General features: G+C 64.1%; 19 protein-coding genes, 2 tRNA genes and 1 pseudogene. 8 read left to right on the forward strand and 14 right to left on the reverse strand.

The genetic code is table 11. From position 1 onward, the window contains the following. Nucleotides 1-77: 77 nt before the first annotated feature. Together ACZ54P_RS10430 and ACZ54P_RS10435 are read right to left on the reverse strand one after the other, a co-directional pair. The gene (locus ACZ54P_RS10430) at nucleotides 78-455 is read right to left on the reverse strand and encodes a DUF3224 domain-containing protein (protein ID WP_465461230.1); all 378 of its coding nucleotides are present in this window, start codon (nucleotides 453-455) and stop codon (nucleotides 78-80) included. 47 nt (nucleotides 456-502) lie between these two features. Next, nucleotides 503-2035: a helicase HerA-like domain-containing protein gene (locus tag ACZ54P_RS10435; RefSeq protein WP_465461231.1), complete on the reverse strand. Its 1533-nt coding sequence runs from the start codon at nucleotides 2033-2035 to the stop codon at nucleotides 503-505. A 112-nt stretch (nucleotides 2036-2147) separates the two neighbouring features. On the opposite strand from ACZ54P_RS10435, the gene orn reads away from it, so the two are divergent. Both orn and ACZ54P_RS10445 read left to right on the forward strand, forming a co-directional pair. Then, on the forward strand, nucleotides 2148-2756 hold the full coding sequence (gene orn / locus ACZ54P_RS10440) for an oligoribonuclease (RefSeq protein WP_465461232.1): 609 nt from the start codon (nucleotides 2148-2150) through the stop codon (nucleotides 2754-2756). Between the two features lie 78 nt (nucleotides 2757-2834). Next, a tRNA-His gene (locus ACZ54P_RS10445) sits at nucleotides 2835-2910 on the forward strand. A gap of 282 nt (nucleotides 2911-3192) precedes the next feature. Here the strand turns inward: ACZ54P_RS10445 and ACZ54P_RS10450 are convergent. Then, on the reverse strand, nucleotides 3193-4413 hold the full coding sequence (locus ACZ54P_RS10450) for a L,D-transpeptidase (protein ID WP_465461233.1): 1221 nt from the start codon (nucleotides 4411-4413) through the stop codon (nucleotides 3193-3195). Between the two features lie 196 nt (nucleotides 4414-4609). Between ACZ54P_RS10450 and ACZ54P_RS10455 the strand changes: the two genes are divergently transcribed. Further along, nucleotides 4610-4682, forward strand: a tRNA-Lys gene (locus ACZ54P_RS10455). 244 nt (nucleotides 4683-4926) lie between these two features. On the opposite strand, the pseudogene ACZ54P_RS10460 reads toward ACZ54P_RS10455, so the two are convergent. Then, nucleotides 4927-5271, reverse strand: a pseudogene (locus ACZ54P_RS10460) (GAF domain-containing protein); the annotation flags it as partial. Between the two features lie 104 nt (nucleotides 5272-5375). After that, nucleotides 5376-5657 carry an iron-sulfur cluster biosynthesis protein gene (locus ACZ54P_RS10465; RefSeq protein ID WP_465461234.1) on the reverse strand — a complete coding sequence of 94 codons (282 nt, stop codon included), beginning with the start codon at nucleotides 5655-5657 and terminating at the stop codon, nucleotides 5376-5378. Here ACZ54P_RS10465 and ACZ54P_RS10470 point away from each other — a divergent pair. Then, complete coding sequence (locus tag ACZ54P_RS10470; protein ID WP_465461235.1) at nucleotides 5646-5780, forward strand: hypothetical protein; 135 nt, start codon at nucleotides 5646-5648, stop codon at nucleotides 5778-5780. The genes ACZ54P_RS10465 and ACZ54P_RS10470 overlap by 12 nt on opposite strands. Nucleotides 5781-5831: 51 nt before the next feature. Here the strand turns inward: ACZ54P_RS10470 and ACZ54P_RS10475 are convergent, their stop codons facing one another. The 3 genes from ACZ54P_RS10475 to ACZ54P_RS10485 all read right to left on the reverse strand — a co-directional run bounded on the left by ACZ54P_RS10475 (nucleotide 5832) and on the right by ACZ54P_RS10485 (nucleotide 9719). Next, entirely contained in the window at nucleotides 5832-7229 is a 1398-nt protein-coding gene (locus ACZ54P_RS10475; RefSeq protein WP_465461236.1) for a pentapeptide repeat-containing protein, read from the reverse strand. Between the two features lie 1563 nt (nucleotides 7230-8792). After that, nucleotides 8793-9221, reverse strand: a complete 429-nt coding sequence (locus ACZ54P_RS10480) for a DUF2690 domain-containing protein (protein WP_465461237.1) — start codon at nucleotides 9219-9221, stop codon at nucleotides 8793-8795. Between the two features lie 36 nt (nucleotides 9222-9257). Then, nucleotides 9258-9719: a DUF2690 domain-containing protein gene (locus ACZ54P_RS10485; protein ID WP_465461238.1), complete on the reverse strand. Its 462-nt coding sequence runs from the start codon at nucleotides 9717-9719 to the stop codon at nucleotides 9258-9260. A 171-nt stretch (nucleotides 9720-9890) separates the two neighbouring features. On the opposite strand from ACZ54P_RS10485, the gene ACZ54P_RS10490 reads away from it, so the two are divergent. From ACZ54P_RS10490 to ACZ54P_RS10505, 4 genes are all read left to right on the forward strand, one after another. Then, nucleotides 9891-11036 carry an ATP-binding protein gene (locus tag ACZ54P_RS10490; RefSeq protein WP_465461239.1) on the forward strand — a complete coding sequence of 382 codons (1146 nt, stop codon included), beginning with the start codon at nucleotides 9891-9893 and terminating at the stop codon, nucleotides 11034-11036. A gap of 35 nt (nucleotides 11037-11071) precedes the next feature. After that, on the forward strand, nucleotides 11072-11830 hold the full coding sequence (locus ACZ54P_RS10495; protein WP_465461240.1) for a response regulator: 759 nt from the start codon (nucleotides 11072-11074) through the stop codon (nucleotides 11828-11830). Continuing rightward, a complete protein-coding gene (locus ACZ54P_RS10500) occupies nucleotides 11827-12579 on the forward strand; it encodes a hypothetical protein (RefSeq protein WP_465461241.1) in 753 nt (250 codons plus the stop codon). Before ACZ54P_RS10495 ends, ACZ54P_RS10500 begins: the two co-directional genes overlap by 4 nt. Before the next feature lie 294 nt (nucleotides 12580-12873). Beyond that, nucleotides 12874-13329, forward strand: a complete 456-nt coding sequence (locus ACZ54P_RS10505; protein ID WP_465461242.1) for a hypothetical protein — start codon at nucleotides 12874-12876, stop codon at nucleotides 13327-13329. Nucleotides 13330-13455: 126 nt separating this feature from the next. Here ACZ54P_RS10505 and ACZ54P_RS10510 read toward each other — a convergent pair whose 3' ends face one another. The 6 genes from ACZ54P_RS10510 to ACZ54P_RS10535 all read right to left on the reverse strand — a co-directional run bounded on the left by ACZ54P_RS10510 (nucleotide 13456) and on the right by ACZ54P_RS10535 (nucleotide 19310). Beyond that, nucleotides 13456-14934 carry a site-specific integrase gene (locus ACZ54P_RS10510; RefSeq protein WP_465461243.1) on the reverse strand — a complete coding sequence of 493 codons (1479 nt, stop codon included), beginning with the start codon at nucleotides 14932-14934 and terminating at the stop codon, nucleotides 13456-13458. 92 nt (nucleotides 14935-15026) lie between these two features. After that, the gene (locus ACZ54P_RS10515; RefSeq protein WP_465461244.1) at nucleotides 15027-15260 is read right to left on the reverse strand and encodes a helix-turn-helix transcriptional regulator; all 234 of its coding nucleotides are present in this window, start codon (nucleotides 15258-15260) and stop codon (nucleotides 15027-15029) included. Next, the gene (locus ACZ54P_RS10520; protein WP_465461245.1) at nucleotides 15257-15991 is read right to left on the reverse strand and encodes a DNA-methyltransferase; all 735 of its coding nucleotides are present in this window, start codon (nucleotides 15989-15991) and stop codon (nucleotides 15257-15259) included. Before ACZ54P_RS10520 ends, ACZ54P_RS10515 begins: the two co-directional genes overlap by 4 nt. 137 nt (nucleotides 15992-16128) lie before the next feature. After that, the gene (locus ACZ54P_RS10525) at nucleotides 16129-17082 is read right to left on the reverse strand and encodes a DNA-methyltransferase (RefSeq protein WP_465461246.1); all 954 of its coding nucleotides are present in this window, start codon (nucleotides 17080-17082) and stop codon (nucleotides 16129-16131) included. A gap of 298 nt (nucleotides 17083-17380) precedes the next feature. Beyond that, nucleotides 17381-18337 (reverse strand): DNA methyltransferase, encoded by a 957-nt coding sequence (locus tag ACZ54P_RS10530; RefSeq protein ID WP_465461247.1) that lies wholly within the window; start codon nucleotides 18335-18337, stop codon nucleotides 17381-17383. Next, the gene (locus ACZ54P_RS10535; RefSeq protein WP_465461248.1) at nucleotides 18330-19310 is read right to left on the reverse strand and encodes a hypothetical protein; all 981 of its coding nucleotides are present in this window, start codon (nucleotides 19308-19310) and stop codon (nucleotides 18330-18332) included. Before ACZ54P_RS10535 ends, ACZ54P_RS10530 begins: the two co-directional genes overlap by 8 nt. Nucleotides 19311-19789: the final 479 nt, after the last annotated feature.

Consider the following 19789-nt stretch of genomic DNA (forward strand, 5'->3'; position numbering starts at 1 on the left):
GGGGGCGGCCCAGCTGGTGAGCGCGTGAAGGACTCCTTCCCTCGGCTGAGCCGAGGGAAGGAGTCCTTCACGCGCGTTCAGAGTTCGTAGGTCAGGGTGAAGGTGTGGTCGCCTTCGTCGTCCTTGGTGATCGTGGCGGTGCCGGTGATGCCGGACAGTTCACCGTGACCGGAGCCGGGCAAGACGAACAGGTGATGGCCGTTCTCCCCCGCCGAGTGATGCAGGACGAAGCCGCCCTTACGCCCGTCGACGGACACGGCCAGGCGCTCGAAGGCGACGTACGCGGACGACGTCTCGTTCACCGCCGTGAGCATCTCCACGGTGCTGGTGCCCTCGACACCGCCGGTGAAGGTCTTGCCGAGCAAGACGCGGGAGAACTCGGTGCCCTCGGCCTTTTCGGTGGTTTGCGGATCCCAGCCGTCCACAGTGAACGAGGCTGTCGCGGTGTTGTTCATGGCGTCGATCTTGCCGGAGATACCTGACAGAACACGTCAGGTATTCCTCAGCGCCTCCGGTTCCCGAACAAGCCGCGCGTGATCTCCCGGCCGAGCGCGCTCGCCGCCGAGCGGAGGAACGACTTCACCGCCGGGTTCTTCATGGCCTGCTCGACCACCCCTGGCCCTTCCTTCTCAGGTTTCGGCGCGGGCGCTTCGGGGGCAGGCGGCGGGACCTCGCCCGCGGGCGGCACGGCCACCTTCGCGGCGAGCTTCTCGTAAGCCGACTCGCGATCGATCGTCTCGGAGTACTTCGCGTGCAGGTCTGACGACGTCGTCGCCGCGGAGATCGCTTCGGCACCAATGGAGCCCATCTTCGAACGGGGCGCGCGCAGACGCGTCCACGCGACCGGTGTCGGCGCTCCTCGCTCGGACAGCACGGTGACGATCGCTTCGCCGATACCGAGCGACGTCAGCGCCGAGTCCAGTTCGTAGTGCTTCGTCTTCGGGTACGTCTTCACCGTCTTCGTGAGCGCCGCCTGGTCCTCGGGGGTGAACGCGCGCAACGCGTGCTGGACCCGCGCGCCCAGTTGCGACAGGACGTTGTTCGGGATGTCCGTCGGAAGCTGCGTGCAGAAGAACACCCCGACACCCTTCGACCGGATCAGCTTCACGGTCTGCTCGATGCGCTCCAGGAAGGCCTTCGACGCGTCGTTGAAGAGCAGATGCGCTTCGTCGAAGAAGAACACCAGCTTCGGCTTGTCGAGATCGCCTTCCTCGGGCAGCTCCTCGAACAACTCGGCCAGCAGCCACATCAGGAACGTCGAGAACAGCGCGGGCTTCGACTGGAGGTTGTCCAGTTCCAGCAAGGTCACCATCGCCTTGCCGTCGACCTGGCGCATCAGATCGTGGACGTCCAGCTCGGGCTCGCCGAAGAAGTCCTCGCCGCCCTGAGCCTCCAGATTGGACAGTGCCCGCAGGATCACCCCGGCCGTCGCCGCCGAGACGCCACCGATGCCCTTGAGGTCCTCCTTGCCCTCATCACCGGTCAGGTGCGTGATGACCGAACGAAGGTCCTTGGTGTCCAGCAGAGCGAGGCCGCGCTGATCGGCCCAGTGGAAGATCAGGCCGAGCGTCGACTCCTGGGTTTCGTTGAGCCCCAGCACCTTCGACAGCAGGATCGGGCCGAAACTCGTGATCGTCGCCCGGATCGGCGAGCCCTTGCCACCCGTGCCCAGCGACAGGAACTGCACAGGGAAAGCGGCCGGCTCCCACTGGTCACCCAGTTCTTCCGCGCGGTTGGCGATCTTGTCGTTGCTCTCGCCCTGCGCGGCGAGACCCGAAAGGTCGCCCTTCACATCCGCCAGCACCACCGGGACCCCGGCTGCCGACAGCTGTTCGGCGATCAGCTGCAAGGTCTTCGTCTTGCCGGTACCGGTCGCGCCCGCGACCAGCCCGTGCCGGTTCAGCGTCGCCAGCGGCAGCCGGACCGCCGCCCCGGCGTCGGCCTTGCCGTCGATCACGACGGCGCCGAGCTCGACCGCGGCGCCCTCGCTCACGTAACCCTGCGCGATCTCCTGGGCTGGACCCTGTTCGGCCACTGTCGCTCCCCGATCTGTGAGATGGCTCACTTGAGGATGCACACGCTGCCAGTAACGCGCTCGACCCGCACGTCGCGCACCCTGAATCCCCGGGTCGGGTTAGGGTTCCGGGGTGAACGACCGCCTAGTCTGGATCGACTGCGAGATGACGGGGCTCGACCTCGGCAAGGACGCGTTGATCGAAATAGCCGCGTTAGTGACCGATGCCGAACTCAACGTCCTCGGCGAAGGCGTCGACATCGTCATCCACACCGACGACGAAACCCTCGACGGCATGCCGGAGATCGTCCGGGAGATGCACGCCCGCTCCGGCCTCACCGAAGAGGTCCGGCGCTCCACCGTCACCCTGGAAGAGGCCGAGCAGCGCGTCCTCGAGTACATCCGCGAGTACGTGCCCGAGGCCAACGTCGCGCCGCTCGCCGGCAACTCCATCGGCACCGACCGCGGCTTCATCACCCGCGACATGCCCGATCTCGACGGGCACCTGCACTACCGCATGGTCGACGTCTCGTCCATCAAGGAACTCGTCCGGCGCTGGTACCCGCGGATCTACTACGCCAAGCCCGAAAAGGGCCTCGCGCACCGCGCGCTCGCCGACATCAAGGAATCCATCGGCGAACTCGACTACTACCGCCGCGTCGCCTTCGTCCCGCAGCCCGGCCCGACCACCGAACAGGCCAAGGCCGCGGCCGCTGAAGTGCAGGAACGCCACGAACCCTAACCCGTTGCGAGCCCCTGAAACGGGCACGCTAATATAGTGCGGCCGAGGTGATGGGGAAGCTTCCCGAGCCCGGCGATGGTGGGCGTAGCTCAGCTGGTAGAGCACCTGGTTGTGGTCCAGGAGGTCGCGGGTTCGAAACCCGTCGCTCACCCCATCACCCCAGTTTGGTCGGGCCCCGGCGGGCCCTCCACCAAGCTGGGGTTTCGCCTTTTCTCGGGGCCGGGCCCCCATCCGTTCGGTGCTGCGAGGGGCGATCGTGCTGGCCTGGCCTGCACGACCTTTTCGCCGGACCTAGCGCGCACTGGCAAAACCACGATCTGCGTCACGAAGTCACCGTGGCGATGCGAGCCCCGGGTATCGAGCTACCCGCCCGGAACGTCATGAGGGGTCCCCATAGGACGAAATTCGTCCTATGGGGACCCCTCATGACATCAGGTCAGTTCCGGTCGCCGCCGGTCTTCCAGTCGTCCCACGACATCTGCCACACCGACCAGCCGTCGGTCGGCTCCAGTACCTGCGGACCCGAGTTGGCGACCGTGATGATGTCGCCCTTCTTCGAAGTTTCCATCAGCCACTGCGCGTTCTCGGTCGACAGGTTGATGCAACCGTGGCTCACGTTCCGCTTGCCCTGCGAACCGACCGACCACGGCGCCGAGTGGTAGAAGATGCCGCTGTTCGACATCCGCACCGCGTACTTCACGAACGTCCGGTAGCCGGCCTTGCTGTCCGTCGGGACGCCGTAGGTGCTCGAGTCCATCGTGTACCCGGTGTGCTCGCTCATCACGGTGTAGGTCCCGGCCGGCGTGCTGCTCGACGGCTTGCCCATCGAAATCGGCATCTGCCTGACCTCTTGGTCGTTGACCACGACCTTCATCTGGTGCGTGCCGCCGTCGGCGGTCGCGACCAGTTTGTCGCCGACGACCACCTTGGCCGGCTTGTCCTCACGGCCGAAGGTGTTGTTGCCGAGGTTCTTGCCGTAGATCGCCGCGTTGACCGAGATCTTCGTGCCCGCCTTGAAGTACTCCTTGGGCCGCCACATCACGGTCTTCTCGCCGAACCAGTGGAACGCGCCCTCGGCCTGCGGCTCGGTGACGATCTTCAGCATCTTCTCGGTCGCCGCCTTGTCCGGCACGTTGCCGGTGAAGGTGAAGATCAGCGGGAGACCGACGCCGACCGTCTCACCCTCGACGAGGTTGATCGAGACACCGATCTGACGGCCCGGCTTGGCCGTGGAGAACGTCGAGGTCGCGGTGACCGGCTTGCCGTCGGTTCCGGTCGCGGCCGCGGTGACGGTGTAGGTCTTGCCGAAGCCGAGCGGTTCCGCCGACTCCCAGCCCGAACCGTCCTCCTTCGGCTTGCCCGCGACAACCTTGCCGTCGGCACCGGCGAGTTTGACCTCGCCCACCTTGCCGTCGGCGACGGCGACCGTGACCGGCTCACCGGGCGCCACGTTCGCCGCGCCCTGCGCCGGGGTCAGCGTCATCACGGCGGGCTTCGGGGCCGGAGCGGCCGCACTGCTCTGTTGCGTGCCACCGGGAGTACCACCCGGTGACGGCGATTCACTCGACGGTGTACTGCTGCACGCGGCGAGTGTGACCCCGGCCACCACAGCCACCACCCACACCCGCGACCGCCCCGTCGCTCCCCAGACCCTCATGCACACCGCCCGTTTCGCGTGGTACCAACCCCAACGTCTGGCTATAGTCTGCCTGACCGGCCGCAACGCCCGCGGCCGGATGGCCGAATACGTCCTGGCCCGTCACTAGGGGACCCCCCTGAAACGGGGGTCAGCAACCCTGTGTTAATGTTTTCCACGTCGCCGAGGGGAACACCAAAGCGGCGGGAACAAGCAGGCGCCATTAGCTCAATTGGCAGAGCAGCTGGCTCTTAACCAGCGGGTTCGGGGTTCGAGTCCCTGATGGCGCACTCTCAAGCCCCACGTTTTCGGTTCCGACGACGTGGGGTTTTGTGCTATGTGGACGCATTTCTTCCACTTCTTCACTATCCATTGTGGTCTGATCCGCGCCCGAGACGAGCCCGAGCTGTCGCGCGCGTTCTTGCGGATGATCTTCACCGTCGCTCGGTGACGTTCGACCCCAACCCGACGGACGCCCCTCAGTTCTGCCCGGCCGAGGGAACCCTCGCTGCCGCGGTAGAGGTCGAGCGTGCCTATCCGGATCGCGCCGACATGCAGCGGGAACGAGAACACCGCCGCCACACCGGAGGCCTGCGCCGCGGGGGTGAAGGCGGGCCAGCGGGTACCCGCGGTCGCCAGGTCGGCGACCAGCACCGGGCCACCCAGGGTGTGCGCCGCCGTCCTGGGGCCTTCGCCGACGGTGCGCTGCAGCTCGTCGACGATAAGGATGACCGGATCGGTCGCGCAGGCGACGGCCTGCGCGGTGCCGCCGTCGGTGTGGACGACTATCGCGGCGCCGGACACCGCGCACACCTCGACGCACAGTTCACACACTCGTCGCAGCAGCACGGCCGGATCATCGCTCTCGGCGTCGAGCATGCTCAGCAGCTCGACGTGCCGTTGAGCGGTCACGATGAACCTCTCGTCTTCGGGCTTGACCTTGGCACCGGTTCCGACGCCGGCCGGACAGTTCGAATCTGGCGCTAGTTGGGGGTGGTGATCAGGAATGTGTAGTGGCCGTCGATGTCCTTGCGGACGTCGAGGACCTTGTCGGCGAGATGAGCCCGGGTCTCGCGGGCGAGGAACACCTGGGTACTCGCGGTGGTGATGACGCGATCTCCGGCCATGGGGTGCGCGGCGACCTCGACCGTCAACTCGGCACCGTCGGCGGGGAGGCCGTCGAGGGTCAGGCGCAAACCGCCTTCGGAATGGACGTTCTGGGCCGAGGTGAGCTGGTTGATCGCCTCAGTGGCTTGTTCGGTCATGGAGAACATCGACGGCCTCCGGTCATCGAACTTGTCGGCCGCAGTGATGAGACGGGGATCGACGCCATGCTCGACGTGGCGATAGTCGTCAACACCGGCACCTTCGGCAACATCTTCCGCTGATCGTTTCCACTGATCGCTCGTCTCGGTGGCACGCCGGTTCGCCTTGGCGATTCAGGTTTCCGGTTTATCGCTGGTGTCGGCCGTGGGGTCAAATGGCTTGCCGCTCACCGTGGTCTCGCTGAATGACGTCATGCCGGCGAAGCTCGCCGCGTCGAACACGGTGATCCCGGAGAACGTCGCATCGTCGAACATGACGATGCCGTCGAAGACGGTATGGTCGAATCTGGCGTCGCGGTCGAAGGTCGCCTTATGGAACACGGCGTCGCTGGTAAAAGTCGCCGCTTCGAATATGACCCCACAACTGAAGGTTGTTCCGGAGTACCAGGCCTTGCCGGTGAAAGACGTTCTGCTGAACCAAGCGGTGCTCATGAAGGCCGCTGCGTTGAAGGTGACGGAGCTGGCGAAATTCGCCGCAGCGAACCAGGCCTTTCCAGTAAATGTCGTATTGTTGAATGTTGCGGCGCCAAGGAAGGTGGCTTTGCCTGCTGCGATGTCACCGACGAAGGTCGAATCGTCGAATGACACGTCGCCGATGAAGGTCGCGCCGTCGAATGCGGTGTCGCTGTTGAAGATGGCGCGTTGAAAGGTGCTGGTTCCGACCTGCGCGCCGGCCAGGTCGACGTTGATGAGTCTGGCGCCGCTGAGGTCGAGTTCACGTGGCCCCCAGTAGGCGGTACCGCGGTTCGGGCGCAGGTGATCGCTCAGCAGGCGTTGAGCGGTAAGTCGAACCTCGCGTTCCTGGGCGAACGTCTGGTGTTGCTCGGCGTCGGCGGGCAATGATTCGGGGAGCCGGTAGGGCATGCGGAGGTAGGCGCATAGGACGTTGACGATGGTCTGCCGCTGGGTCTCGTTGTCCTGGGCGAGTCGTTCGAGGGCGTAGAGGCCGCCGAGCCGGACGGGGGCCTTGTCCGAGCCGAGCAGTTCGACGGCTTTGGTGTAGAGATCGGTGATCCGGCGTTCGGTGGCGTCGGCGCGGACGTCGTCGGCGGCGCGCTCTTGCTGGGCGACGGCGCGTTCACGGTTGTCGAGGTCGGCTTCGGTGGAGTGCTGCCGCCGCCAGGCGAGGTAGAGGGCGACCACTCCTCCGCTGCCGACGCCGATGCTCAGCCCGGTCTTGAGTGCGTCGAGGCGGGCTTTGACCAGGTCGGGGCCGGTGAGCCCGGCGGTGGCCGGCCACCACAACGCCACCACCGCCGCCGCGGTCAGCACGGCGATCACGGCCGCGGTGGTCCACATCGTCTTCCTGGTCAACTCCGGCAATCGCCGCACAGGCGCCGATGTCGGACTCGGCGGCGGGCTAGGGGCGGCCGCGGGCTGCAGATCGTCGGTCATGACCTTCAACGTAGCGGGAACGTTTCGGACGACCTTTGTTCCGAGCTGTTGCTCGGCGAAGATGTCCTTGAGCTCGTCGATGTCGCCGCCGGGCAGGGTGTAATAGTCCAGCAACATGAACAGATCGTCGAGATAGAATGCCTCCTGCCGCCTGGAAGATGCTCAACACCTCCGCATACGGCCATATGGGTGCCTTGTGGCGTGGGCCAGTGGCATCGCCGAGGGGCAAACCGTGGTGGTGTGCGACTGGATCCGCATCCAGCGGATCTCCTGCTCGGTCTCCCCTTAAAGCGAGTCGGCTACGGCGTGAAGGAACCGAAGTTCACGCCTCCGGTACTACCGGACAACCAGACGGACGGTCGCGATCATCCCGCCCCCCAAGGGGACCGCGCCTCGCCGTCGACAAGTGTGTCCACGAGAACGGACCACTCGATGTGCAGCCCGGCCTCCACCGAGGAGGCGCTGGAGAAGTTCACCGAGAGAACCACGTCGACGCTGCTCCGTCACGTCCACAAGGACGGTACCGAGCTTCAGCTCGCGGAAGACTTCGTCCAGACCGCCCACGAGAAAGTGTGGGTGAAATGGGTACGCACAGGGGAACTGACTACCGCGCGCAGCAGCCGCTGTGTCCAGGGACAACCGCCTGCGCCCGCGCTTCCCCCGCTACGGCGCAGTCGGCACGTACGGCATGGCGGGCCTAGACAGCACCATCGGCGATGAAGTGTCGAAGGGCCGACTGCGATACTCATCCGAGCGAGGGGGTCAATACAACCTCGAATGCAGCGAGGTGATCACGCCCATTGGATTCTCCGTCCAGGGGGCCACTCAAACCTCGTCCAGGCCGCGTTGGCCGCCCTCACGTGGGCGGCGATCACGTCCCTTCGAGACTGATCCGCAGAATTGTCCGCCGTAACGACCGATGCACCCTAGCATCCGATAATCGTGCGCACGCTGTGTTTCCGCGCGCCCGTCGCTGGTGAGCAGTGCTGGATACCCGGCGGGCGTGTGCTGCACCCTCTTCGGTGTCGCCGCCGGCACTCGACATCTTGCGAACACGACCGGCTGCACTACTCATCGGAAGCTCAGGATGGATTCCGGACAAGCGCGACAGTCGGTTGCCATTCCCGTGGACGATCACCCCTCGCCTCGCCTGGACTGGTCATGACAAGCATCCGATCGTCAGGATCTCCGAGTAGGGCGGCGACTCAAGCACGCAAAGCGCCGCGGCCAGCAACATGGTCCTGCGGTCCCGCACACTGCTTAGGATGCTGATGGACAAACCCCGTATTGACGACCCGGCGTCTCGTAGCGCATGACCACGAAAACACGATGATCGCAGCCCCTCTGGCCGTCCCGACACGGCCTGGCGGGCTCCGTGGTTACCCAAGGAGGGGTGATGCCGCCCGCATCACCCCTCCTATGCCCCCTCGCCGAATCGCCACCGCGCTGGTTGCCGACGGATCAACCTCTCGGTACGCACCATGGGTCGTCGCCACACCTCGGGATGTACCGGCCGCCACTGCGGATCATCGCGCGCATGGCTCACCTCGACTTGCAGAAGGTCGCCCACGATGCCCTGATAGCGGATGCATAATCCGGTCGGTCAGCATCGCGATGCAGGTGGCCCGGCCGTCGCCGTACCGCCGTTCTGCACTGGCATTCTCGCCGCGCAGCGGGTTTTCAGACGCACCAGGTCTCAGTAACCCCCCATGATTTCCAAATAACGCCTTTCACGCAAAGTGACGGCGAGTAGATCATCTTCGACCAGGCGAACGTCCCGTTGTTCGAGCTGTAACCCTGCGTATATCCGTTCTGCTGAACGGACTTAACGTTGCCAGTGATGATGTTCGTGCGCGCCCAGTTGGTTTTGCAGGCCGGTGACCAACGGGTCTCGACGTACTGCGTTCCTCCGGTCCCGTACACCCCGGCGGACACGACCGTGTACGCATCCGCAGCGCAGTTAGTGGATATCGGATCCTGACCGGAACAGTAGTCGCCGTAGCAACCGACGCTCATCGGCGAGGCGACCGCAACGCCAGGCGAGGGTGTCAAGCTAATTCCGAACACAAGCAACGAGAGCATGATCAGTGCATGTAGCGATGTCTTCATGGCTAAGCCCTTTCATTGATATTCGAGATCGAGCTTTCAGCGCGATGCACAACCGGGGTCGTACCAGCCTCGGTGGGCGCCATCGATCAGCAGGTGCGTGCCGCCACAGACGTTGCGACCCGGGGTCGCGTTTATCATGGCTGTCCAGGTACTGGGCGCCTGGTGTCCTGCGAATCCCACGCTGGCACCACCAGGGTTCCATGCCGATCCCTGGAACGAGGAGCCCCCGGAGCCTGGATAGACCACCAGTTGCATCCAGCCGGATTGACAGGTTGGTGAGTAGCGCAAGTTGATCCGAAACGAGACGCGGCCGCCAACCGAGTAGTCACGTCCCAGCAACGTCTGGGCACCATTGACACAATCCGTAGCCTGCGGGTTAATCCCAAAGCACGATGCACCAATACAAGATGCCGCACTAGCCGGCATCGCCGCACCCATCGCCACCCCCATCCAAGCCGCCATTGACACAGTCGCCAACGCGATCCGTCTACGCCACATCACTGTTCTCCTTTCTGAGGTATCGGTCAGACATCGCAGCCTAATTAGGCCATTGGGTCACCGGAATACACGAATGTCCCCTTGACTGCGAGCCGTCGAACGTACGACCGTTGATCAAGTCGCGTCTGCAGATACTCGCCGCGCGATCTGCGCCTAGGGAGCACGCTCAACATGATCTTGACCAGCAACGAGCTACGCGCACGCACCACCTCCGAGCTCATTCGTCCTCTAGAGGCGGCCGCATTGTTACTTCAGGCCGCCAACCTAGGCATGAGCCTTATTAATGATCACTACCGGCCCGGAGCCTGGACGATTGTCCTATCGTTGACGGTCGGCCATTTGGCGTTGTCGGTCACGGTGCTCCGCTATCGCGGACCACTGACTCGGGGACACGCGTGGACTGCAGCGTGGATCGCCATGATGTTCGTCATGCAGCTGCTGATCGCACACCTGCTCGTCCCCGGAGACTTTGGAAATTATGGAAATGGCATACAAGCTGGAAATCTGGTCCTGATTCCTTTAGCACTACTTGCGTTCTACCCTTGGGGAGAATTTCGCAAACTGCACCAACGACGCCTAATAGAGGTAAGCCTAATAGTGGCGGTCGTATCACATCCAATCTACATCATTGGAATGATGCGCCACTGGAACTTCACCGTTAAAAATATTCAAAGCCTATTTCAATACACGCTATGGGCGGTCGTTTGGTACCTAGTCGGCAAAGGAATTGCAAGATTGTGCAGAATCGCCGCACGCGCCCAGTCAGAAGCGTTGATCCGGAGCTATGAGACCGCTCTCGGCGACTTCCACTCCTACGTCGAGCAAGCGAGCCGCGCGATCGCCGCAGGGCAAGACTTAACCTTGGTGGCGCAGCGATTGCGTGAGATTACATACCATCGCCGACGACAGCTGCTTCTGGAAGAAAATCAGATTGAAGTGGTCGACATTTTCAAGAACGCAATTCGCCTCTTTGGAAACCGCTTGAAAGTCATAGACCTCCCCTCACTGGGGGCACTCACACTCCCGAACGAGATCGCGATGGTCCTAGAGCGTGCACTCGTTGACCTGCTCGCAAATGTTGCAGAACACGGCGGCGGAGAGGTTCACATAGATTTTGATCTCAAAGGCGAGGAGATGGAGCTAATTGTGCGCGACAACGGACCCGGCTTAAAGCAGTCAAAATTTGATCTCCCTGGCACTAGTATGCAACGGCTCCGTACCGCAGCCCGCGATCTAGGAGGCGACCTAGCCCTGGTGAGTCCTGCGGACGACGGCACAGCCATCAAGCTCACACTCCCGCTGCGGGTCAGGCGATGACAGCGCACCCTCCTGCTACCGCAGCCTCTCGAATCATGATCGTTGAAGACCAGGGGGTTTCAGCCGACATGGCCGCACAAGCGCTCATCAGCGCAATGTCGTGCCAGGTCACCGTATGCTCCGACCCCCTGGAAGCAATCTCACAGTTGACCGCCGCGGACAGTGACGCGCAGCCCTATCATGCCGTCGTCGTCGACATGCTCTTCCAGGAATACACGAACCATTTCGAGGCACGGCGAAGGCGGAACGAGGTCGACCTTGATGACGAACGACTTCACGTCAGCGGTTTAGCAGTCCTTAACTCCCTAAAAACGGCAAGACTGTCGACGCGGCCTGTTCTCTGGACTGGCGGCGAAGCTAACCGACGCCTTCACATGATCTTTGCATACGAGGTCCTTAATTGCCGGGTACTGTGCTCAAAGGACGCGGTCGCGGATCTACCGCGTGCAGTCGGCGCAGCACTTGCCGACGAGGTGTTCATCCACCCTGTTCTCAAAATGTATTTGCCTCCTCGGTTTGCGAAATCAATCAAAGATACTGTTCTTTCGTCCAGCGCCAAGCTCGCAGTGTGGAGAGCGCTGGCACTTGGACAGCACCAGCACAAGACTATTGCTCACACCGCCAAAGTAAAAGCTGATACAGTAAAAAAGGGCATGGAGGATATGCGATTGCGCCTATTGGAATTTGACCCCGGCTGTGTCGCAAACGGATCACCTAGTACTGAGCTCATCAGGTACGCCAGCCAGAACTGGGAATTCTTCCTCGATGACACCGTACGTGAGATCTATCGATGAGCCGCACCAATTTATCCGGAGAACCGCCACTACACCGACCATGGGCAAATCTTGACTTCTGGTCGTCATACACCTTGCTAGCCATACTTGTGATGGCGTGGTTTTGGCTAGCCATCTCGTTGCCACTCGCAACCGACCGTACTTTGACACTCGACGTAGGCTGCACCTCGGGCAACAAGGTCGTTGGCGTGTGGATCGAGTCTGCCGCAGGAGGTTCAGGATGGGCCCAGGCCGGCGCCGAAACCTCGACTAACAGAGGAGATTTCGGAGGTTGGGGCGGAGACCTAACCACATTTTACGGGGAGTGGCAAGATAACTCCGGACAATATGCATCCGGCTATGAGTACTGCTTAGCGCGATTGGCCAAGACCGAGGTCACTTCATCCTTCTCATTCAACGACCTCATCGAGGACACAGACGGCTATTTGATTGGCACGGCCGTTCGCGAAGGCGCGCGCATCGACCACGCCATCCGTGCGTACCTCGACGGAGGCGGCCTCCGTACCCGGTTCTCACGGCTTTTCCAACAGCGCTACGGCGGGACAAGTACGAGTGTTCGCGACACGAGCCGATCGATGCTGTGCGACCACTTCGTCACAGATCCTGTGCTCTTTTCTCTTCGTCGTGGCGCGATGGTCAGCACGGGCGGCTGGGACACGCTGACCCCATCGGCACTGCCAGCGAGTGAACTCGATTCTTTCATCGAAGGATACGCACAGCTAATCTTGAAGCTGGCTGAAAACTCCTGAGCCATGAGATCAAGCCGCAGCTAGCCGTTGCTACAAGAAGGGCAAATCATGGACAGCCAATCACCGACCAAGAACACGTTCAGCAGACGTGGGTTCGTCACCGCGGTTGCACTAACTAGCTTGACGGCCTGCGTCGGCACCACCGCCTTCGCTCCGCACGCCACAGCTGAACCCACAGTGCACTTATGGAGCCGGAGCGCCTCAGCCAACGGCTGGCCCGTAGTTACTTCCATGATGACGAAAACGTTCCGAGTGGAGGGATCGGCAGCTCAAGTTGCGCTCCTACAAGGTGACGTGGCCACCGTGCTATCTCACGTTATACGCCGGTTTCACTATGAAGTGTTTGCCCTGGGCCGCGGCGACGTGGCCGGGCACACAGCTGACCGATCAATATTTTCTCCTGCCGAATCCAACTATTTGTCTGGCACCGCAATCGCCATCCACCCACAACGTTATCCGCTAGGGCTAGCAGGAGGATTCAACACCGCCGAAGTGGCGATCATTCGGGACATCATCGCCGACTGCGAGGGAGTCGTCCGTTGGGGTGCGGACGATCTACAACACCCGAAGGACGGCCACTTCCAGATCGACGTCCCTCCCAGCAGCCCGAGCCTCGCAAATATTGCCGACAAGCTTACCAACCCACATGCAGGAACCGTAATGCGCGCTGGAGTAATGCCAGATCCGTTCACTCCATCACGTAAGAGCCGGGCAAACGCAGTGGCCCACAAGCAGATGCACGTCAGATGAAGAGCGGCTAGGGTATTCTGCCGATAACACAAGTTCTACCGGGCGAGCACGACACCGAGCACAGGTAGTCATATCGCAATCCAGCAGACGCGCGTCAGATATTCATATTCAGTGATCGCTAATTGGCTATCGCTCTTCGCTGTCTCGTTCAAGCTCAAGCCGTCGGCTTGCGCTCTGAGCGATGAGTTTGGCAGTCGCTTCGGCCGCTGCGAGTGCGATCTCGGGCAGGACCGTGGTGTAGGTGTCCATGGTCACGGTGATCGACGAGTGCCGGAGCATGGCCTGGACGACCTTCATATCGGCACCGGCGGCGAGGGCTAGCGTGGCGGCACCGTGCCGGAGGTCGTGAAAGCGGATAGGCGGCAGCCCGGCTTGCCGGGCGATCTCGTAGAACCGCTCAGTGACATCGGCGGGATACAGAGGACTCCCGTCCGGCTGGGTGAACAACAGCCCGCTGTCCACCCACGCGCTACCGAGACGTGCCTTGTCCGCGTCCTGGCACGCGATGTGCCGACGCAGGACGAGGACGGTGTTCGCATCGAGCGCGACCAAGCCCTCCGACGACGTGGTCTTCGGCGCTGACTGGCCGGTCTCCCACCCGTACTGCACGATCTGGTTCGCGACTTCCAGTGTTGCCGCGTCCAGATACGTGTCCGCCCGGCGCTGGCCGCAGGCCTCACCACGCCGGACCCCGACATGAGCGACCAGGTGGAAAAGCGGATACAGCGGGTCATTCACCGCGGCGTCGAGGAACTGTCCAGTCTGTCCCGGTGTCCACACCATTACCGGTGACGGGATCTCTCCCGTGAGCTGCCAGCGCAGGACGCGCTCCGCCGTCCACACTTTCGGTGTTGGCCGGTTCGCCGGTGGCAACTCGACCAGCGATGCCACGTTCACCGACAGCAGCCCTTGCTTCACCGCTGGGCTGAGCACCGCACGCAACGTCTCCCGGATTCGCCGGATCGACGTCGGCCCGACCGGACGCTGCCACTTCACCGCCGCGATCTTCTGCGGATCCCCACTGCTCCGGTACTCGGCGATGAGGTCGTTGTGCTCCACGATCGCGTCGAACATGCTCTCCAAGTGAGGCACACCGAGCTTGTCCCTACGGATATGACCGAGGTGCGGTCGCAGGTAGAGCCGGACATGCGACTCATACGACCGGTAGGTGTTGCGGCTCCGATTTTTCTTCTTCAACGCGAGAAATGCCGTGAACACGTCGTCCATGTACGGGTGTTCCAAGACGCTCGCGCCCGCCCGCACCAGACGCCGGACGTCGTCCACCTCCGGCAGCTTCTGCTTCTTCGCGACCACGGTCGCGATCACGTCACCGATCTTCCGTCGCGTGTCCTCGTCGTCGTCCTCGGCGATCGCGAGCAGATCCCGGACATGGTCCAGTTCCTCTTGGGCCTTCGCCGACGACTCGAAGCCACTTCGGCGGCGGGGACGCCGCGTGCCCTTAGTGTCGGCAGGTAGCTCGATCCGCCAGCACCACTGGCCATGACGGTGCTGAGTCAGCTTGGGACAGTTGCTGCCCAGTTCGCGATTGTTGGTGTCCCGGCAGGAACAACGCTTGAAGACCGACCCCAACGGTATCTGTGCCACCGGTCGTCCTCCTTTCTCTTCTGTTGAATCAGCGGGTTCGCACGATGCTCGCGCTGACCACACCCCTCGGGGAAGCCCGAGACGCAGCGAATTCACCTGATGGGTGGATCAACACCCAACGCCTGCAGAAGCCCGGTGGTGGGTACGCGGTACTCGCCACCGACACGCAGCAGCGGGCAAGGGAAATCGTCGTTGCGGGCCAGGCCGTAGGCCGTGGTCCGGCCGATCCCCAACGCGCGTGCGGCGGTCATCAAATCGACAACGGCGGGCAGCGCCGCGACCTCGGCCAAGGTCAACGTCGTGAACCGCTCGGCATCCGGGTTCACGACGCCTCCACGAGTCTGTCGAGCCGGCGCCGGGCCAGAGCATGGCACTCGGGATCCAGGTCGATCCCGATGAATGAGCAGCCCTGCGCGAGCGCGGCAATACCGGTCGTTCCGCTACCGGAAAAGGGATCGAGCACGACGCCACCGTCCGGACACCCGAGCCGCACACAGCGGTGGGCGATCTCCACGGTTCCCGCCGCGCGATGCCCCGTGCGGCCACGGTCCGCCGCGACCGTCCAGACGTCTGACTCAACTCCTTCGGCATCGACGTCGCGGAACCAGTGCTCACCGTCGCGGGCTAAGAGGAAGACCGACTCGTAGCGCTGGGAAAGCCGGTCCCGGACGCTCTCCGGACGACCGTTGGTTTTCGCCCACACCACTGCATTCCGCAACACCCAGCCCCGGTTCTGCAAGGCGAACGCGACACGCCACGGGACCCCGATCAGGTCTTTCGCGCGGTACCTCGACTGGGGCGGCCGGTGCACTCCGTATGCCTGCGCCGAGCGGGCTGATGCGGTCCGGGCGATGGATCCGCGGGCGACGTAGTTTCCCCACGAGCCGCCGAAGCTGTCGCCGAGGTTCAGCCATGCCGTCCCCGTCGGTGTCAGCACCCGCCGGACTTCGTCGAAGACATCGGCAAGCCGGTCGACGTACTGTTCGATCGTGGGCTCCGCGCCGTGCTGGCCGTTGATCCGGTAGTCGCGTAAGCCCCAGTAGGGCGGGGACGTCACCACGCAATCCACCGATGTCGCGGGCATGGCGGCAAGGACTTCTCGCGCGTCCCCCAGACAAAGCCGTACACGATCCCGGTCCCCGTCAGCGGAGACGGCAGGGTTGTGTCGCCCTTGGCTGGGCGTATGCGGGTCCGTCATGCCGCAACCTCATCTCCACCACCGGTTGCCAGGCCGAGTCGCCGGAGGCCGATGTCATGAAAGTCGGGGTTGAGGTCGATACCGATGTAGTTCCGTCCGAGCTTCGTCGCGGCGAGACCGGTGGTGGCGGCGCCACTGAACGGGTCGAGCACCACACCGCCATCGGGGCATCCAGCGGCGATGCAGCGCAGCGGGATATCGACCGGGAACGCGGCGAAATGCGCCTCCCGCAACGGCCGGGTGGTGATCGACCAAACGTCCCCGGGGTTCTTACCCCGTGCATGCGACGCGGTGTGCTGGGCGCCGGTCGGGCGCATCGCCTCGCCGTGGGGTTTTCCGGCGAACGGTTCGGTGTCCCGGTACTTGCCGTACATGCTGTGGCCTCGGCGGCGTGCGGTCGCGTCGATCCCGCCGTGGCGGCCTTTGTTCGCGCCGCCGATCACGATGCCCTCCCCGACCGCCTCGGGGCGGGCGAGTGGTTCGCGGATCGGGTCGAGGTCGAAGAAATACTTTTGCTGTTTGGTCAGCAGGAACAGCATCTCGTACCGGTTGGACAGCCGGTCTCGCACGGATTCGGGCATGGCGTTGGGCTTGTGCCACACGATCGCGTTGCGCAAGATCCACCCGTCGGCCTGGAGCGCGAACGCGACCTTCCACGGCATGCCCATCAGGTTCTTCCGCGGAAGGGCGTGGGTGCGCCCTGCCCCCGCGCGGCGGACGGAATCCCGCAGCTGTGCCGCCGTGCTCCGGCCGGTCAACGTGCTGGCCCGCATCGCGTCATCGGCGCGGCCAGGCGGCTCGGTGGAGTAGCAGTCCCCCAGGTTCAGCCAGACCGTGCCGGTATCGGCCAGCACTCTGCGCAGCTGGCCGAAGACCTCGCGGAGGCGGTCGACGTAGTCCCCGGTGTCGGCTCCAGACCGTGCTGGTCGTCCTCCCGCTGCGCACCGCACCGGCGACAACGTGCGGGCACGTCCCCACCGCGATGCGCGGACGAGGCAGGGTAAACGGATTGACGCTGGATGGACTGCCGGACGTTGCCGCCGCGCCCGGCCGCGGCCAGGTGCGCACAGTCAGTGTCGCCTCCGATCCAGGTCCCGGTGCCGTAGTCGCGCAGCCCCCAGTAGGGCGGGCTGGTGACAACGCAATCCACCGACCGATCCGGTACCCCAGTCAGGGTCGATACGGCATTGCCGGTCAGCAGCGTGACCGACTCGTCGCGGTAGTGGACGGCGCTCCTCGGTTGCGTGTTCACGCCGCCTCCCGATCCTCGTCGGTGAGAGTGTCGATCCCGGGAGTCGTCGCCGGGCGTCGCCAGCTTCGGCGTCGTCGCCGGTGCCGCATAGGAGACGGCCAGGTCGGCTCGACCACGGCCTGGCCGATGGCGTCAGGACCGGCTTGGAAGACCAGCACCGTGTGGTGTGCAGGGAGCGCGATCGGGTACCCGAAAGCGTCCTCCGCGCCCTGAACGGCACGGCGCTGAGCGAACGTCGTACGGGTATAGGTCCTGCCTCGTTGCACCGCCGCGGTCAGGGCGACGCATCGGGCCACCGGGACCAGCCCAGCCGCGCTGCCGATCGCCGCGATCCGCCCGGGAACGTCGAGCAGCTCGTGCCGGGCGGGGTGGCGGTGCGGGGAGCAGGTGACGACGACGTGGCCGCCGGGACGAAGCAGCGGCCGGTACTGCGCCAGCACGGCACCCAACCAGTCCACGTCGCCTTCCACGCCGGTGTTCTGGCCGGTGGGACGCAGCGTGGTCAGCAGGAGATCGACGCGTCCGGTCAGGCCCGCTGTCGCAGCGGCGACGGCCGTGCCGGGGCGCCGGTCGAGGACCAGGACCATGCCGTCGACGAACACGCCGCGCGCCTTGGTGGCGGTTACGTTCGCCCGGGCGAGCCGCCACCACCGGCGCTGACCGGTCAGCCCGATCGCGTGCCTTCCGCGGCGCAGTGCTTCGACGACCGTGGTGCCTGCGCCGCAGTCCGGATCGAGGACCACATCGCCGGGCCTCGTGAACGCCGAGATCGCGTACCGGGCGATCGCCGGAGCCATGAGCGCGGAATCGGTGCTCGTTGCCTCGTGGTAACCGCCGTCCTCGAGCTGGGTTCTGACAGAGGTTGTCCCTGTCTGCCACACCGACGCCAGAACCTGAGGGTCTTGCGGGTCGAGTTCTTCTGCGAGCTGGGGCCGACTCGTGTGTTCAGACATCCGAGGTCTCTCCTTCCCCGGCGACGTCAGCCTCTGCCTTTGGCGCAGATGGCCGCGCGAACAGGACGAGGTCGTGATGGACCTGCCGGAAGGGCACCGGCCTGGCGATGCCCGCGGGCGGCTTCGTGACACGGCCCGGGCTCGTCCTGCTGTCCCGCGGGGCGTCCGAGAACTCGGGGACAGGGGTGGACTGCACGGCGATGTGGTCGAGACAACGCAACTGGAAGTTACTGAGCGTTGCGACCAGTTCGGCGGTCGGTTCGACGGGACGCCCGGCGCGGCGTGCACTGTGGGTGATGATGGCGACGAGGCCATCCGGAGTGATCTGGGTGTCCCAGTCGGTGTGTCGGATCCAGTCGGTGGCGCCCGGGTTGACCGCGGTGATGATCAGATCGAACGTGCCGCGGGAGCGGTCCGGGTCGTGCTGTGGACGACGCGTGGAGTCGGGGGACGGTTCGGCGACCGACCTCAGGCCGAGCCGACTCGGGCGGGGTCGCATCACCGACTCGTCTCGGGAGTTCGGCTGCGAGTCGGTGCGATCGTCCCGGCAGTCCGGGGCTGGCGCGGCGGCCGCGGTGTCGACGCGGCGGCCGAGCCGGGTGACGGTCCACACCGCTTCAGCGAGTCCGCCGTAGTGGGCGGAGTCGTGGACCCGACCGGAGGCGCACGGAGCAACCTGGTTCGGCGCGGGTGGTGTCAGCAGAAGGACGCGGTCACCCGGGCGCGTGTAGGTCGTGACGAGGGTGACGACGGTGCGTCCCAGCCAGCCGGCGAGCAGTGCGGTGCCGGGCAGTTGCTCGACGTCCGCGAAAGCCCAGAATGTCGTCGGCCGGGCGCCGCGGATGCGGCTGCGCCCGGCGCCCCGGAGCGCCGCGCGGCGCCCGCCCTGGTTGTCGTGCTTGTGGCCGGTCGAGCGATGCCCTGGCGTGCGCCGGGGGCGCCCTTCGTGATCACGGTGCGATGTCGAGGTCATCGATAAGCCCTTCCTCGCGGATGCTCATCGGCTTGGTCAGCCGAGTCACTCCAAGAGGCCGTTTTTGGACCCGTTTTTCGACACCGCACTCCGAATTTTCTGCAGATCGGGAGAGCCGATGAAACGGCATCGCAGAAACGAAGGATTACGCCCCCGTGCGCGAGACGCGCTAGCGAACAGTTGGCAAATCTGCGCCTAGACGGGCCACTCGCAGCGCCACCCCCTGATCGCGCCCCATAATCGCGAACTACCACGTCGCCAGCACTGGGCACCCGATGTCCACAACACGCGAGATCCGACTAAGAACCACTTAAAACCCCAGGTGTAGGCAGGTATTTCGACCCCCGAAACCATGCGCCGAGACTGACCGTCGAATCGTTCAACATCGACCTTTAGTCGTTCTTTAGTTCCAATATCAGATTCGCCTTGTTCTTTTCTTGTCCTTTTCTTGTCGCAGCTCTGGCGTTCTGTTCTCACGG

This window comes from Amycolatopsis sp. NPDC034160 (assembly GCF_055575355.1).